At 71.3% G+C, this 13,597-nt stretch carries 13 protein-coding genes; 6 read left to right on the forward strand and 7 right to left on the reverse strand.

The genetic code is table 11. The annotated features are described in order from the left end of the window. Nucleotides 1–10 precede the first annotated feature (10 nt). Complete coding sequence (locus B0I31_RS33205) at nt 11–787, forward strand: class I SAM-dependent methyltransferase (protein ID WP_106619365.1); 777 nt, start codon at nt 11–13, stop codon at nt 785–787. A gap of 19 nt (nt 788–806) precedes the next feature. Here the strand turns inward: B0I31_RS33205 and B0I31_RS33210 are convergent, their stop codons facing one another. Beyond that, the gene (locus tag B0I31_RS33210) at nt 807–2,573 is read right to left on the reverse strand and encodes an ABC transporter ATP-binding protein (protein ID WP_106619366.1); all 1,767 of its coding nucleotides are present in this window, start codon (nt 2,571–2,573) and stop codon (nt 807–809) included. 301 nt (nt 2,574–2,874) lie between these two features. On the opposite strand from B0I31_RS33210, the gene B0I31_RS33215 reads away from it, so the two are divergent. Then, nucleotides 2,875–3,441, forward strand: a complete 567-nt coding sequence (locus B0I31_RS33215; RefSeq protein WP_219910919.1) for an EF-hand domain-containing protein — start codon at nt 2,875–2,877, stop codon at nt 3,439–3,441. Between the two features lie 79 nt (nt 3,442–3,520). Here the strand turns inward: B0I31_RS33215 and B0I31_RS33220 are convergent, their stop codons facing one another. From B0I31_RS33220 to B0I31_RS33235, 4 genes are all read right to left on the reverse strand, one after another. Next, nucleotides 3,521–4,282: an ABC transporter permease gene (locus B0I31_RS33220; protein WP_106619367.1), complete on the reverse strand. Its 762-nt coding sequence runs from the start codon at nt 4,280–4,282 to the stop codon at nt 3,521–3,523. Then, the gene (locus tag B0I31_RS33225; protein ID WP_106619368.1) at nt 4,279–5,118 is read right to left on the reverse strand and encodes an ABC transporter ATP-binding protein; all 840 of its coding nucleotides are present in this window, start codon (nt 5,116–5,118) and stop codon (nt 4,279–4,281) included. The genes B0I31_RS33220 and B0I31_RS33225 overlap by 4 nt, the downstream gene beginning before the upstream one ends. Then, a complete protein-coding gene (locus B0I31_RS33230; protein ID WP_106619369.1) occupies nt 5,115–5,483 on the reverse strand; it encodes a DUF1048 domain-containing protein in 369 nt (122 codons plus the stop codon). The genes B0I31_RS33225 and B0I31_RS33230 overlap by 4 nt, the downstream gene beginning before the upstream one ends. A gap of 356 nt (nt 5,484–5,839) precedes the next feature. Then, nucleotides 5,840–6,544: a hypothetical protein gene (locus tag B0I31_RS33235; protein WP_106619370.1), complete on the reverse strand. Its 705-nt coding sequence runs from the start codon at nt 6,542–6,544 to the stop codon at nt 5,840–5,842. A gap of 92 nt (nt 6,545–6,636) precedes the next feature. On the opposite strand from B0I31_RS33235, the gene B0I31_RS33240 reads away from it, so the two are divergent. The 4 genes from B0I31_RS33240 to B0I31_RS33255 all read left to right on the forward strand — a co-directional run bounded on the left by B0I31_RS33240 (nt 6,637) and on the right by B0I31_RS33255 (nt 10,823). Beyond that, a complete protein-coding gene (locus tag B0I31_RS33240; RefSeq protein WP_146174046.1) occupies nt 6,637–6,933 on the forward strand; it encodes an ArsA family ATPase in 297 nt (98 codons plus the stop codon). After that, complete coding sequence (locus B0I31_RS33245) at nt 6,930–7,850, forward strand: aminoglycoside phosphotransferase/kinase family protein (protein WP_106619372.1); 921 nt, start codon at nt 6,930–6,932, stop codon at nt 7,848–7,850. The genes B0I31_RS33240 and B0I31_RS33245 overlap by 4 nt, the downstream gene beginning before the upstream one ends. A 221-nt stretch (nt 7,851–8,071) precedes the next feature. Next, on the forward strand, nt 8,072–8,860 hold the full coding sequence (locus tag B0I31_RS33250; protein ID WP_106619373.1) for an MOSC domain-containing protein: 789 nt from the start codon (nt 8,072–8,074) through the stop codon (nt 8,858–8,860). A 352-nt stretch (nt 8,861–9,212) separates the two neighbouring features. Next, nucleotides 9,213–10,823, forward strand: coding sequence for a putative Ig domain-containing protein (locus tag B0I31_RS33255; RefSeq protein WP_106619374.1), 1,611 nt, complete (start codon nt 9,213–9,215; stop codon nt 10,821–10,823). Between the two features lie 278 nt (nt 10,824–11,101). On the opposite strand, the gene B0I31_RS33260 is transcribed toward B0I31_RS33255, so the two are convergent. Together B0I31_RS33260 and B0I31_RS33265 are read right to left on the reverse strand one after the other, a co-directional pair. Further along, nucleotides 11,102–12,298, reverse strand: coding sequence for a benzoate/H(+) symporter BenE family transporter (locus B0I31_RS33260; protein WP_106619375.1), 1,197 nt, complete (start codon nt 12,296–12,298; stop codon nt 11,102–11,104). Continuing rightward, nucleotides 12,295–13,596, reverse strand: a complete 1,302-nt coding sequence (locus tag B0I31_RS33265) for an MFS transporter (RefSeq protein ID WP_219910920.1) — start codon at nt 13,594–13,596, stop codon at nt 12,295–12,297. Before B0I31_RS33265 ends, B0I31_RS33260 begins: the two co-directional genes overlap by 4 nt. Nucleotide 13,597 lies beyond the last annotated feature (1 nt).

A 13,597-nucleotide genomic window follows, 5' to 3' on the forward strand; every position in this document is an offset into this window, starting at 1 on the left:
ACGTGGCCGCGTGGAACGGGACCTGCAGCAGCTTCACGCCTCGTCGTTCGGCGCGGCGGCGAGCGCCTACGCCGAACACCGCCCGGACTACGCCCCGGCCGCGGCGCGCTGGGCGCTGGAGCCCGCGACCGGCCCGCGAGTGCTGGACCTCGGTGCCGGAACCGGCAAGCTGACCGGCACCTTGGTCGCGCTGGGCGCCGACGTCACCGCGGTCGAGCCGGACCCGGCGATGCTGACCGAACTGCGCCGCGCCCTGCCGTCCGTCCGCGCCCTGCCGGGCAGCGCCGAGTCGATACCGCTGCCGGACGCGTCCGTGGACGCGGTGCTGGCCGGCAACGCCCTGCACTGGTTCGACCTGGCCGTCGCGGGGTCCGAGATGGCGAGGGTCCTCGCACCCGGCGGCCTCCTGGCCGGTCTGTGGAACGTCCTGGACGACCGGGTCGACTGGATCGCCGGACTCGCGCGGGTCGCCGGGAGCGCGGCCATCGGCCCGCGCGACACGTTCAGCCGCTGGCGTGCCGCGACGGCGACCTCGCACCTCCCCGCCACCGGTCCGGCCCGGTTCGGCTCCCCTGAGCAGGCCGAATTCCCGCACAGTCAGCGCCGCACCGCGGACTCACTCGTCGCGACCATCGCGACCCGCGCCGGAATGCTGGTCATGCCGCCACCGGAACGAGAAGCCACCCTGCACCGGATCCGGGCGTTCCTCGCGACCCGACCGGAAACCGCCACCGGCGAGTTCGACCTCCCGATGCTCACCGGCGTCCTGCGCGTCCGGCAGCTGTGAGAGCCACGCCGTTCGCCGGTCAGGCCGACCGGCCCAGGTGCAGTTGGGCGTAGGCACCCCCGCGGCGCAGCAACTCGTCGTGCGAGCCGATCTCCTGGACCGCGCCGTCCCGCAGGACGACGATGCGGTCGGCGTCGCGGATGGTGGACAGGCGGTGGGCGACCACGAACGTGGTCCGGCCGTGCACCAGCCTGGCCAGCGCCTGCTGGATCAGGGACTCGGAGTGGGTGTCCAGCGCCGACGTCGCCTCGTCGAGGATCAGCAGGCGGGGGTTGCGCAGCAACGCGCGGGCGATGACGAGGCGCTGTCGTTGGCCACCGGACAGCCGGACGCCGCGGTCCGCCACGGAGGTGTCGAGCCCTTCGGGCAGCTGCTCGACGAACTCCAGGGCGTTGGCGTCACGCAGCGCCGCCCTGATCGCGGACTCGTCGGCGTCGGGCAGGCCGAAGGCGACGTTCTCGCGGACCGTGCCGTCGAACAGGATCGGTTCCTGCGGCACCACCGAGATGAACCGCCGGTAGGTGCGCAGGTCCAGGTCGGCCAGGTCGGCGCCGTCGAGGAGGATCCGGCCCGAGGTGGGCCGGATGAACCCGATGAGCAGGTTGAGCACGGTCGACTTGCCCGCACCGGACGGCCCGACCAGCGCGATCGTCTCGCCGGGGGTGACGGACAGGGTGAAGTCGCGCACCGCGGGCCGACCGGCGTCGTCGTAGGCGTGCCCGACCGACTGGAACTCCACCGCGCCGCGGACCCGGGTGACCTCGGCCTTGTCCTCGTTGTCCTCCAGCGCGGGTGCCCGCAGCACCTCGCCCGCCGAGCGGATCGACTCCAGCCCCTTGGTGATCACCGGCGCCAGGCTCATCAGGGTGGCCAGGGACGTGGTGGACGTGGTCAGGAAGGCGCTGAGCATCACGACGTCACCGGCCGTGATGCCCAGCCCGCCGAAGTAGGCGACCAGGGCGGCGGCGGTCAGGAAGACGACGCCGAGGATGTTGAGGAACACCCACGACAGCGAGGCGACCCTGCCGTTGAGCAGGTCCAACCGCAGCCCCGAGGCCAGCACCCGGCGCAGGGTGTCGTCCATGCGCCGCAGCGCGTGGCCCTCCAAGCCGTGCGCGCGGGTGACGGGGATCAGCCGCGTCATCTCGTTCACCCGGGAGGCCAGCAGCTCCACGTCCTGGCGGAACACCTCGTTGTGGTCGCGCAGGCTCGACCGCAGGCGCACCACCACCAGCGACGCGAGCGGCACGATCACCAGCAGCACCGGCAGGAAGTGCGGTGCCCGAACGCCCACCACCGCCAACCCGCCGACCAGCACCGTCACCGCGCCCAGCCCGCTGTCGGTGGTCTGCTGCACCATCTGCTCGATCGTCTCGACGTCGCGGACGACCTTCGCCTGGAGCACACCCGCGCTGGTCCGGTTGTGGTAGCCGATGGACAGCTCCTGCAACCTGGTGCACAGGGCCGACCGCAGCGCCGTGCCCGCCCGGCGCACGCTGCCGTGCAGCAGGCGCACGTAGAGCAGGTGCAACGGGTAGTTGACGACCAGGATCAGCATGATCAGCCCGGTGGCGAGCCACATCCCGGTGAGCGGCAGGCGCAGCACCACCGTGTCCACGATGGTGGCCGTGACCAGCGGCAGCAGCCAGACCGGGCTGTGCTTGACGACGAACACGGCCAGCGCCCGGCCCAGGCGCCACCGGTGCGGGCGGAACAGGTGGCCGAGCGCGCGGAACGCGTGTGCGCCGGGGTCGTGGTGGCCGAGCGGGTTGACGGACGTGGTCACCGAGGAGTGCTCCCTTCAGCGCCGGGACCTGGGCAGGCCACTCACCCCGGACGGCCGCCGAACCGGGCCGGCCGACCCACCTAGGTAAGCGCTTTCCCGGAGTCTATCGCCGTGCCGCCGAGCGAGGAACGCGGTGCTCAGCCGCTGGGATCTGCCGCCGGTCGCCACCGCGTCGGTGCGGCTCACCGTCCGGTACGACACCGCACGGCCTGCGGGTGCGTGCCCGTCACCCGTTCTCCGGTTGCGAGCCCCGCGCCGGCGGACCCAGCATGGCCGGGTCACGATCCGAAGCGGAGGTCCAGTGCTGGCACCTGATCTGCTGATCGCCAAGATCGGCCACGGATTCGACTACCTCGACGTGGACGGGGACGGTCGGCTCACCGAGAACGACCACGTCCTCATGGGCGAGCGGGTCGCCGCGTCCATCGGGCACCCGCCGGGCTCACCGGCCGAGCAGGAGATCATCGACGCCTACCTGCGGATCTGGCGCGACCTGCACCAGCCGCACATCCCCGGCGGTGGTGACGCCATCACCCGCGAGCAGTTCGTGACCTCCACCCGCACGCTCGTCGGCGACCCCGACGCGGCGCGGGCCACGGTCGGCGCGCTGGCCGAGGCGTTCCTCGCGGTCGCCGACATCGACCGCGACGGCCAGGTCGGTCCGGCCGAGTTCCTGAAGTTCCAGCGCGGTCACTTCCCGGGGCTGACCGAGGCCGAGGCCACCGAGGCGTTCACCCACCTGGACCGGGACGGCGACGGCTACCTGTCGACCGACGAGTTCATCGGGGCGGTCATCGAGTTCTGGTCCAGCGACGACGCCGACGCGCCGGGCAACTGGTTCATGGGCCGGCCCTCGTACGGCGGCTGACCGACCGCTCGACACGACGAGGCCCACCACGGCAGGGGATGCCGTGGTGGGCCTCGCCTTACGCCGAGCACGTCCACCCCTAGGCGATCTTGCGGCGGTAAGTGGCCGTGGCGAGGACGTACGCGACGACGAGGAGCCCGACGCACCAGCCGAGGGCGATCCAGATGTCGCCGCCGACCGGCTGCTCGGTGAACAGGGCGCGGATCGCGTTGACGATCGACGTGACCGGCTGGTGCTCGGCGAACGCGCGCACCGGACCGGGCATGGTGTCGGTGGGCACGAAGGCCGAGCTGAGGAACGGCAGGAAGATCAGCGGGTAGGAGAACGCGCTCGCGCCGTCCACGGACTTCGCCGTCAGGCCCGGGATGACGGCGAGCCACGTCAGCGCCAGGGTGAACAGCACCAGGATCCCGGCGACCGCCAGCCACGCGGGCACTCCCGCCGTCGAGCGGAACCCCATCAGCAGGGCGACACCGACGACGACCACGAGCGAGATCAGGTTGGCGACCAGCGACGTCACCACGTGCGCCCACAGCACCGACGACCGCGCGATCGGCATGGACTGGAACCGCTCGAAGATGCCGCCCTTCATGTCCAGGAAGAGCCGGAACGCGGTGTAGGAGATGCCCGAGGCCACCGTGATGAGCAGGATGCCGGGCAGCAGGTACTGCACGTACGAGTCCGACCCAGTGTCGATCGCGCCGCCGAAGACGTAGACGAACAGCAGCATCATCGCGATCGGCATGATCGCGGTCGTGATGATGGTGTCCGCGCTGCGCGTGATGTGGCGCAGGGACCGTCCCAGCAGGACGGCGGTGTCGCCGAAGAAGTGCTTGGTCATCGTCCTTCCTCACTCGTGCGTGCCGAACTCGTGCGCGCTGACGTCGCGGTCGTTCGGGGCGTGGCGTCGGCGTCGGCGCCGACGAGCGCGAGGAAGACGTCCTCGAGCGTCGGCTGCTTCTCGACGTACTCGACCTCGGCGGGTGGTAGCAGCTGCTTGAGCTCGTCCAGGGTGCCGTTCACGATGATCCGGCCCTCGTGGAGGATCGCGATCCGGTCGGCGAGCTGTTCGGCCTCGTCCAGGTACTGCGTGGTGAGCAGCACGGTCGTGCCCCGGGCGGCGAGTTCCTTGACGGCCTGCCACACCTCGATGCGCCCCTGGGGGTCGAGCCCGGTCGTCGGCTCGTCCAGGAAGATCACCGGCGGGTCGCCGACGAGGCTCATCGCGATGTCGAGCCGCCGGCGCATGCCACCCGAGTACGTCGCGACCCTCCGCGCCGCCGCGTCGGTCAGCGAGAAGCGGTCGAGCAGCTCGTCGGCGATCCGGCCGGGGTTCGCGAGGTGCCGCAGCTTGGCGACGAGCACGAGGTTCTCGCGTCCGCTGAGGATCTCGTCCACGGCGGCGAACTGCCCGGTGAGGCTGATCGTCTCGCGCACGTCCGCCGCCTGCGTGGCGACGTCGAAGCCGTTGATGCTCGCGGTCCCGGCGTCGGCCTTCAGCAGCGTGGAGAGGATCTTCACGGCCGTGGTCTTGCCCGCGCCGTTCGAGCCGAGCAGGGCGAAGATGCTGCCGCGCGCCACGTCGAAGTCCACGCCGCGCAGCACCTGCAGCGCCTTGTACGACTTCTCCAGGCCCCGCACGTGGATCACGGGCGCGGCGGTCGGTCGGGCGGTCACGCGCGGTCACCCCCGGTTTCGCCTTCGGCGCGCTCGATGGCGTCGACCAGCCGTTCCCGTTCCCGGGTGATCCACCCGCCCTTCGAGTAGTTCTGCAGGAACGCCTCGACGAACTCCACCGGGTCCTCGCCGACGATCTCGCGGATCGGCGTCCCGTCCGCCGCGGCCCGTTCGAACAGGTCGGCCAGGTCCTCGTACATCGTGGCCGCGCCGTCGCCGTCGGACGGCCCGAAGAACATCAGGTACCGCTCCAGCGCCTCGACGGCCGTGCGGTGGTTCTCGGGCAGTTGTCGGACGCGTGCCTTGTACGCCCGCCAGCGCCGCTTGTCGCCGATCACCTTCGACGCGAGCTCCGAGATGTTCATGGTCGCTCCCCCTCTCCGCTACTCAGTACCGCTGACTACCGGTACTGAGTATCACTGAATAGCGCTGCCGGTGCAAGTTCGCACGTCCGGCGTTGCCTGATCACGTCGTCAGCATCGGCTGGCGCCCTGACACCGGGCAGTCACGGCCCTGACACCGCGCCGTCCGTCAGGTGCTCGCGCCGTGGTGGCGCGCGAGCCTTCGTCGCCGGATGAACGGGGTGAGGGAGCACGACGCGATCGGGACGACCTTGGGGAGTGCCGTCGTTGAAAAACAAAAGCGTCCTCGCGGGACGGGCGAGGACGCTTTTGATCTTCCTGAGCTCTTTCTCCGAACACCGGAGTGGGAGAGGGGCAGGTCAGCCCTCCAAGGGCTTCTTCAGCTCCGGGACCCGTTCCGCGCCGTAAAGCGTGCCGAGGGTCGTGTCGAGGAATTCCTCCAAGGTCACGCCCTGCTGCTTGGCGACGGTCTTGAGCGCCTCGTCGGCGGCCGTCATGAGCGAACGGGCGTCGAAACGCCAGGAGCCGTCCTCCTTGTGGAACGTCATCTCCACACCGGCGTCCTTGCCGCGCGAGGTCATCTCCGCCGTCGCCGTGTCGCCGTCCACGGTCACCGCGCCCAGGTCGACGTTGTCCAGGCTGGACTCGCTCACCAGGCCCTTCTCCACGGCGGCGGCCACGAGCTGCTCGGGCGACATCCCGCGCAGCTCGGTGGCGTCGAACTCCGCGCGCATCACGTAGACCAGCATCGCGGTGGTGGCACCCTGGCCGGCCACCTGCTCCGCGGAACCGGTGAGGGCGAGGTCGCGGCCCTCGGTGTAGTAGTCCAGCATGTCCTGCGACAGCAGCTCGGCGGCGGCGAGGCCGTCCTTGGCCCGGGCGGCGTCCCGGTAGTCGGCGAAGGCCTGGCGGACCGCCTTCTCCTCGGCGGCGGCGTCGACGGACGGCGTGGTGCTGGAGGTGGTGCCCGCCGACGACGACGCGGCGGTCGTGGTTCCGCCACCGCACGCGCCGACGAGCAGGACCGCGGCGAGGGCGAGCAGGGCGGGAGTTGTTCTCTTCACGCGCCGCAGCGTACGTGGCGGCCGTCAGCGCTCCGGTACGAATATCGTTGCGCCGCCCTGAGCCCGCGGGTGTCCGCGGTCACCAGGGGACGGTGCCGTCGTCGTCGAAGAACCCGGCGACTGGGTGCGCACCTCCGGTCCGGGACCGTCCGGGTAGGTCGGCCGATCCCGGCCTGGCCGCGCTGCTCGTGGACCGGCTCGGCGAAGTGCTCCCCGAGCGGCTGCGCGCCCGCGTGAGCGACCACGTCACCTGGACCGTCGACACCGTGCAGGAGCCGTTCGAGGCGATGTACCCGGACTCCGACGCGCTGGTCGAGAAGGCACGCGAACACGTCCGCGACACCGAGTGGGACCTGGTGGTCGTGGACGTGCCACAGTCGTCACCATGACGTTGGACGACCTGCCGGGCTGGGTGTCGGCCTGGTGCGTGGACCTGCTGGGGGAGGAGCCGGTCGGCGTTCTGTTCGAGCGGCGGTCGATCTCGGCGGTGTTCGGGCTGCGGCTGTCCGGCGGGCGGGACGTCGTGGTGAAGGCGCGGGAGGACGACGGTCGGGCCGCGTCGTGCGTTGCCGCGCAGGCCCGGTTGGCGGAGCGCGGGTTCCCGTGCGCCCGGCCGCTGACGCCCGTGGTCGGTGTCGGTGCGCTGGCCGTGCACGCCGAGGAGTCCCGGCCCGGCGGTGACCTGCTGCGCGGCGACTCGCCGGAGGTCGCCGCGCGCTACGCGGCGGTGTTCGCCCGGTTGATGGCCGAACTGGCGGACGTGACGGTCCCGCCGCCGTTGCCGAACCCGCGTTGGGCGCGGTGGGACCACGCGGATCCCGGGCTGTGGCCGGCGATCGACTTCCTCGACGAACGCGACCAGAGCGCCGTGCCGGGGTACGTGGTCGACACCGCCGGCCGGGCCCGTGCGCGGCTGCTGGCGGCCGACCTGCCGTGCGTGCTGGGTCACGCCGACTTCGAGGCGCAGAACCTCCGCTGGCGCGACGGCGAGGTGTGGGCGGTGCACGACTGGGACAGCCTGGCGTGGCAGCCGGAGGCGGCGCTGGTCGGCGCGGCCTGCGGCGCGTTCACCAGCGACTCACCGCCGACCCTGGCCCCGATCGACAGCTCGGCCGCGTTCCTGGCGGCCTACCAGGACCTGCGGGGCCGCCGGTTCACCGCGGAGGAGCAGGAGGTCGCCTGGGCGGCCAGCCTGTGGCCGGCAACGCACAACGCCCGCTGGGAAGCCCTCCACGGCGACCGCCCGATATCCGGTGACGCCGTTCGCACACAGGCAACCGAACGCCTGCGCCGCGCAAACGCCTAGCGCCGGCCACAGGCTGGCCGCCACCGCCGCCACCACCACGGCCACCACCACGGCCGACTCAGCCAGCGAGGCGGGGCGGGCGGTGGGCGGAGCCGAACGCGGGTGTGCCGGCCACCGGTCGGCGGAGCGTCGCGTGCACGTCTCGCCGATCCTCGGTCCGCCGCCGCGAAACGATGCGAAAACACAGGTGCCTGGCCGGTGGTGCGAGGTACTTTGGCCGCATGGCCACCGTTTCCGCGCTGTCGTTGTACCCGATCAAGGGGTGTGCCGGGGTCGTCGTGGAACGGGCCGCGCTCGCACCGACCGGGCTGGCCAACGACCGGTTGTTCGCACCGGTCGGGCCGGGCGGTGGGATCGTCTGGCAGGGCGAGGCGCCGAAGCTGGCCGCCGTCCAGGTCCAGGTGTTGCACGACGGCGCCAAGCTCGCGCTCAGCGCACCCGGTGCCGGCGAGCTGGTGCTGGACGTGGTGGAGGACGGGCCGGTCCTGCCGGTGGAGGTCGACAAGTGGCCCGGGTCCGGTATCGACCAGGGCGACGAGGTGGCGGAGTGGCTGTCCGACGCGATCGGCAAGCCGGTCCGCCTGGTGCGCGAGCCCGCCTGGACGAACCGGGCGCGGGACGGGGTCGACCCGAGCGCGCTGCTGGTCCTGTCACTGTCCACACTGGACGGTCTGAACGCGCGGATCACCGCGCGCGGCGCGAATCCCGTGCCGATGGACCGGTTCCGGCCCAACATCGTGATCAGCGGCTGGCCCGAGCCGCACACCGAGGACCGGGTCGCCCGGATGACGGTCGGCGGCACCGAGATCGGCTTCGGTGAGCTGGCCATCCGCTGCGCGGTCACGCTCGTGGACCAGACGACCGGCGTGCGCGTCGGTCCCGAGCCGTTGCGCACCCTGGCCGACTACCGCCGTGAACCAGACGGCGTCAGCTTCGGCCTGAAGGCGGCCGTGCTCACCCCCGGCGACATCGCCGTCGGCGACGAAGTCACCGTCACCGAGTGGCGCTGACGCCGCACCCGCCGGTCACCCCCACCGGCTGAGGACCCGACACCGACGAACCGGGCCGCAATCCCACCCGGCCATTCCGGCGGCATGCTCGTCGTTTTTGAACGCCGGAAAATGAGCCGGTCGGCTTCGGCGGTCAGCGGCGATGGGCTGAACGGCCTATTTGATGACGGACGCTGGACAACGACGCCGAAGTGCGCTGAAGTGGAGGCACTGGGGGCAACACTGGGGGTTGGTCCGCGAAGTTTTCTCCGTGCATGGCTGATGCGCGGGGATGATTCGCGCGCGCGTCAGCGCGAACCCTCGACGGTGCCACGAACCCTCGCCAGTAGTCATTTGACGAAGGGGTTACTCCGTGCGGAAGAAGCCGTTGTCATTGTTGGCCGCCGCGCTCTTGGCGGGCGCGGGCGCCGCTGCGCTTCCCGTGCCCGCTGCCGCCGCGGCACAACCGGGTGCCGTCATCGAGGTGAAGCTGTCCTCCGGGGCCGGTGTCGCGGCGGTGCGGCAGGTGTTGGACGACCGTGAGATCACCAGGATGACGCCGCTGTTCGCCGGTCTCGGCGACCGACTGGCCAAGCTGCGGCCGGTGGGCACCCGGGCGGTGCCGGACCTGGCGCGGTGGCACCGCGTCCAGCTCGCCGCCGGTGTGGACGCCGAGGCCGCGGCGCGGGAGCTGACCGCGTTGCCCGAGGTCGAGGTCGCGTACCAGCGGACCGAGGGCAGTGACGCCGTCACGCCCGACTTCTCCGGGCAGCAGGGCTACTCGGACCCGGCGAGCAGCAGCGGCATCGACGCCGACTACGCGCGCACCGTCACCGGCGGCAAGGGCGCCAACGTCAAGGTCGTCGACCTGGAGCGGAACTGGAACCCCCAGCACGAGGACCTGTCCAAGCTGCGGTTGCCCGGTGCCCTCATCGCCAACGGCACGCCGAACTTCACGCCGACCAGCATCGACCACGGCACGGCCGTCACCGGTGTGGTCGGCGCCGACGACAACGGGTTCGGCGTGACCGGCCTGGTCCCCGAGGCCGGGCTGCACTACACCAACGCCGTCAACATGGAGTACGGCTACGACCTGGCCAACTCGATCCTCACGGCGGCCGCGGCGGTGGACGTCGGTGACGTGCTCATCATCGAGCAGCAGGTCGTGCACTGCGGCAACCACGCGCCCATGGAGGTGTGGGACTCGGTGTACGACGCGATCGTCACCGCGGTCCAGTCCGGGCGGCACGTCGTGGAGGCCGGTGGCAACGGCAACCAGAGCCTCGACAACCCGTGCTTCGGCGCCCGGTTCCCGGCCGACAAGCCCGACTCCGGCGCGATCATCGTCGGTGCCGGCTCCGCACCGGGCTGCACCGGCACGCCCCGCACCAAGCTGAGCTTCTCCAACTACGGCAGCCGGGTCGACGTGCAGGGCTGGGGCGAGTGCGTCACCACCACCGGCTACGGCGCCCTGTACGGCACCGGTGCGAACGACAAGTACACCGCGGGCTTCAACGGCACGTCGAGCGCCTCGCCGATCGTGGCGTCCGCACTGGCCTCGCTGCTCAGCGTGGCCGAGGCGAACGGCCAGACGCTGTCGCCCGCCCAGGCCCGCGAGATCCTGATCGCCACCGGCACCCCGCAGAACGGCACCCTGGAGATCGGCCCGCTGCCGAACCTGCGCACGGCCATCGACCACTACCTGGCCGGCGCCGAGTTCCCGGAACGCGTCGCCAACCCGGGCACCCGCACCGCGGTCCGCGGCCAGGTGGCATCCCTGGCGATCCAGGCGTGGGACGGCAACGACGACACCCTGACCTACTCGGCCACCGGCCTGCCCTGGGGCCTGACCATCGCGCCGGCCACCGGCGTGATCTCCGGAACCCCGACCGCCTCGGGCACCTACACCGTCACCGTGTCCGCCAGCGACGGCGCCGGCTCACCCAGCCAGACCACGTTCACCTGGACCGTCTCCAACCCGTAACCCCCCACACCGGTCTCACCGCGGCAGCGTGCGGGTGGCACTTCACCCACACGCTGCCGCCCAGACCCGCCTGCCCCGCTACCGGTCGGGCAGGTCGAGGAGCGGTTCGTTCGGATAATGCGGAGATCTCGCGATCCGGATTCGGGGCGACAATGCGCACCATGCAGTTTACTGGCACTGCACGGGTCGATTACCCCGAATAAATATAGATTCTTCAGGTCGCGACCTGTCGGTGAATGCGCAGAGCGCTCGTACTCCACCGGAGTCGACCTGATGCGTCAGGGCTTCCGCCGGGTCACGGTGAAGTGGGCCGCGGTGCCGAAGAGGAGGCCCCAGAAGGCCGAGCCGACGCCGAAGAGGGTCACGCCGGACGCGGTCACGAGGAAGGCGATGAGGGCGCCTTCGCGATGTGAGGCGAGTGCGGTGGTGTCGGTGATGGCCGCGCCGAGCGAGCCCAGCAGGGCGACGCCCGCCACGGCGGCGATCAGGGGGCCGGGCAAGGTGAGGAAGACGCTCAGCAGGGTGGCGCCGAAGGTGCCCACGACCAGGTAGAACACGCCGCACGCCACGGCCGCCGGGTAGCGGCGCCGGGGATCGGGGTGCGCTTCCGGGCCGGTGCAGATGGCGGCGGTGATGGCGGCCAGGTTGATGGCGTGCGAGCCGAACGGGGCCAGCAGGGTGGAGGCGATGCCCGTCGTGCCGATGAGGAGGCGGTCGGGGGTGGGGTAGCCGGAGGTCCGGAGCACCCCCAGGCCCGGTGCGTTCTGGGAGGCCAGCGTCACCACCAGCAGCGGGATGCCGATGCCGATCGCGGACGCCGCGGTGAAATGCGGGGTGGTCCACTCCGGGCGCGCCCACTCCAGCGAGACGGATGACAGGCGGGTGCCGGTGACCAGCGCCGCCGGCACGCCGAGGGCCAGGGCGCCCAGGACGGCGTACCGGGCGCTGAAGCGCTTGACCACCAGGTAGCCGACGATGACCGCGCCGACGACCAGCGGTGCGACGCCCAGGTTGCGGAAGGCGTCCACGCCGAAGGCGAACAGGATGCCCGCCAGCACACCGGACACGATCGGCGCCGGGATGACGGCCATGAGCCTGCCGAACAGCCCCGAGAAGCCGACCGCCGCCGTCAGGATGCCGGCCAGCACGAACGCGCCAATCGCGGCACCGTACGGGTGGTCGTCCAAAGTGGACACCAGGAGGGCGGCGCCCGGTGTGGAGAACGCCGTCACGACCGGTGTCCTGGTCCACAGGCTCAGCAGCACGCACGTCAACCCGCTGCCGATCGACACCGCCCACACCCACGACGTGGTCTGGCCCGGGGTGAGGTGACCGGCCTTGGCGGCGGCCAGGACGATCACCATCGGCCCGGAGTACGACACGACGACCGCGAGCAGACCGGCCACGACCGAGGGCAGCGACACGTCCCGCAGGAAGTGCCGCCGCCCCCGGTCGCTGGAGACCTCCGCGCTCATGCCGCGGTCGGCTCGGCCACCGGCTCCGGCATCTCGCGCAGCCTGCTGACCGGCGAGATGATCAGGCCGACGACCACGAACGCGGACCCGATCGCCGCCACGACCAGCGCGTTGCGCGCGCCGATGGCGTCGGCGAGCAGGCCCGCGACCAGGCCGCCGAGCGCGCCGCCGCCGAACAGCAACGTGCGGAACGACGCGGTCATGCGGCCCATCATCGACTGCGGTGTCAACGTCTGCCGCACCGACACGATGATCACGCCCGCGATGCCCAGCCCCAGGTACGTGGTGAAGAACGAGGCGATGAACATGCCGATCATCACCGGCGTCGGCCCGCCCGCCAGCACGATCAGCAGCGGCCCGAGGAGCAGGCCGCTCTGGGCGATGAAGTACGTCGGGCCGATGGGGAACCGCCCGACGACCCGCCGGGACACGATGGCCCCGATCAGGCCGCCGACCGACGCCGTGCCGAAGATCAGGCCCAGCGTCGTGGAGTCGAGCCCGAGCGTGCGGGTGCCGTAGAGCAGGAACATGGTCCAGGTGGTGATCATCGAGAAGTTGCAGCAGAACCCGATGATGGCCAGCCACCGCAGCAGCGGCTTGCCGAACACCCAGACCACGCCCTCCTTCAGCTCCCGCAACGCGTGCCGCTCCTCCGGCCTCGGCGGCTTGGGCTCCTCGGTGCGGATCAGCAGCAGCGAGACGACCGACACCAGGTACGTGCCGGTCTGCACGGCCAGCGCGACGGGCGCGGTCAGCCACGCCACGACGAGGCCCGCGATACCGGGACCCGCGACGTCCGCCGTGGACGAGCTGATGCCCATCTTGGCGCTCGCCTCGACGTAGTGCTCCGGCTTCTTCACCAGCGTCGGCACGTACGACATCCAGCTGAGGTCGAACAGCACCGACGCCACGCCGATGAAGCACGCGATGACCAGCAGTGCCGGGATGGACAGCAGGTCCAGCGCGTACAGCAGCGGGATGAAGCCGATCAGCACCATCCGGGCGATGTTCGTCCACAGCATCACCTGCCGCCGGCGCACGCGGTCCACCCAGATCCCGAGCAGCAGCGCCAACCCCAGGTAAGGGGCGAGCTGGACGAACCGCAGCACGCCGACCTGGGTGTCGGTGGCGTTCAGCGAGTGGATGGCGGTCAGCGGCAGGGCCAGGATGGTGACCTGGGTGCCGAGCAGCGAGACCGTCTCGCCGACCCAGAACTTCAGGAAGTCCCCGTTGTGCCAGAGGCTCTTCTCTTTTTTCCCGGGTTCGGCGGTCTGGTGCTCGGGATCGGTGATGGACACG

Source organism: Saccharothrix carnea, assembly GCF_003014735.1.
Classification (GTDB): Bacteria; Actinomycetota; Actinomycetes; order Mycobacteriales; family Pseudonocardiaceae; genus Actinosynnema; species Actinosynnema carneum.

Coding starts and splice junctions, on each gene's coding strand:
- B0I31_RS33220 (WP_106619367.1), bottom strand. CDS start 4,282: ATGACCAAGCACTTCTTCGGCGACACCGCCGTCCTGCTGGGACGGTCC.
- B0I31_RS33245 (WP_106619372.1), top strand. CDS start 6,930: ATGACGTTGGACGACCTGCCGGGCTGGGTGTCGGCCTGGTGCGTGGAC.
- B0I31_RS33230 (WP_106619369.1), bottom strand. CDS start 5,483: ATGAACATCTCGGAGCTCGCGTCGAAGGTGATCGGCGACAAGCGGCGC.
- B0I31_RS33260 (WP_106619375.1), bottom strand. CDS start 12,298: ATGAGCGCGGAGGTCTCCAGCGACCGGGGGCGGCGGCACTTCCTGCGG.
- B0I31_RS33250 (WP_106619373.1), top strand. CDS start 8,072: ATGGCCACCGTTTCCGCGCTGTCGTTGTACCCGATCAAGGGGTGTGCC.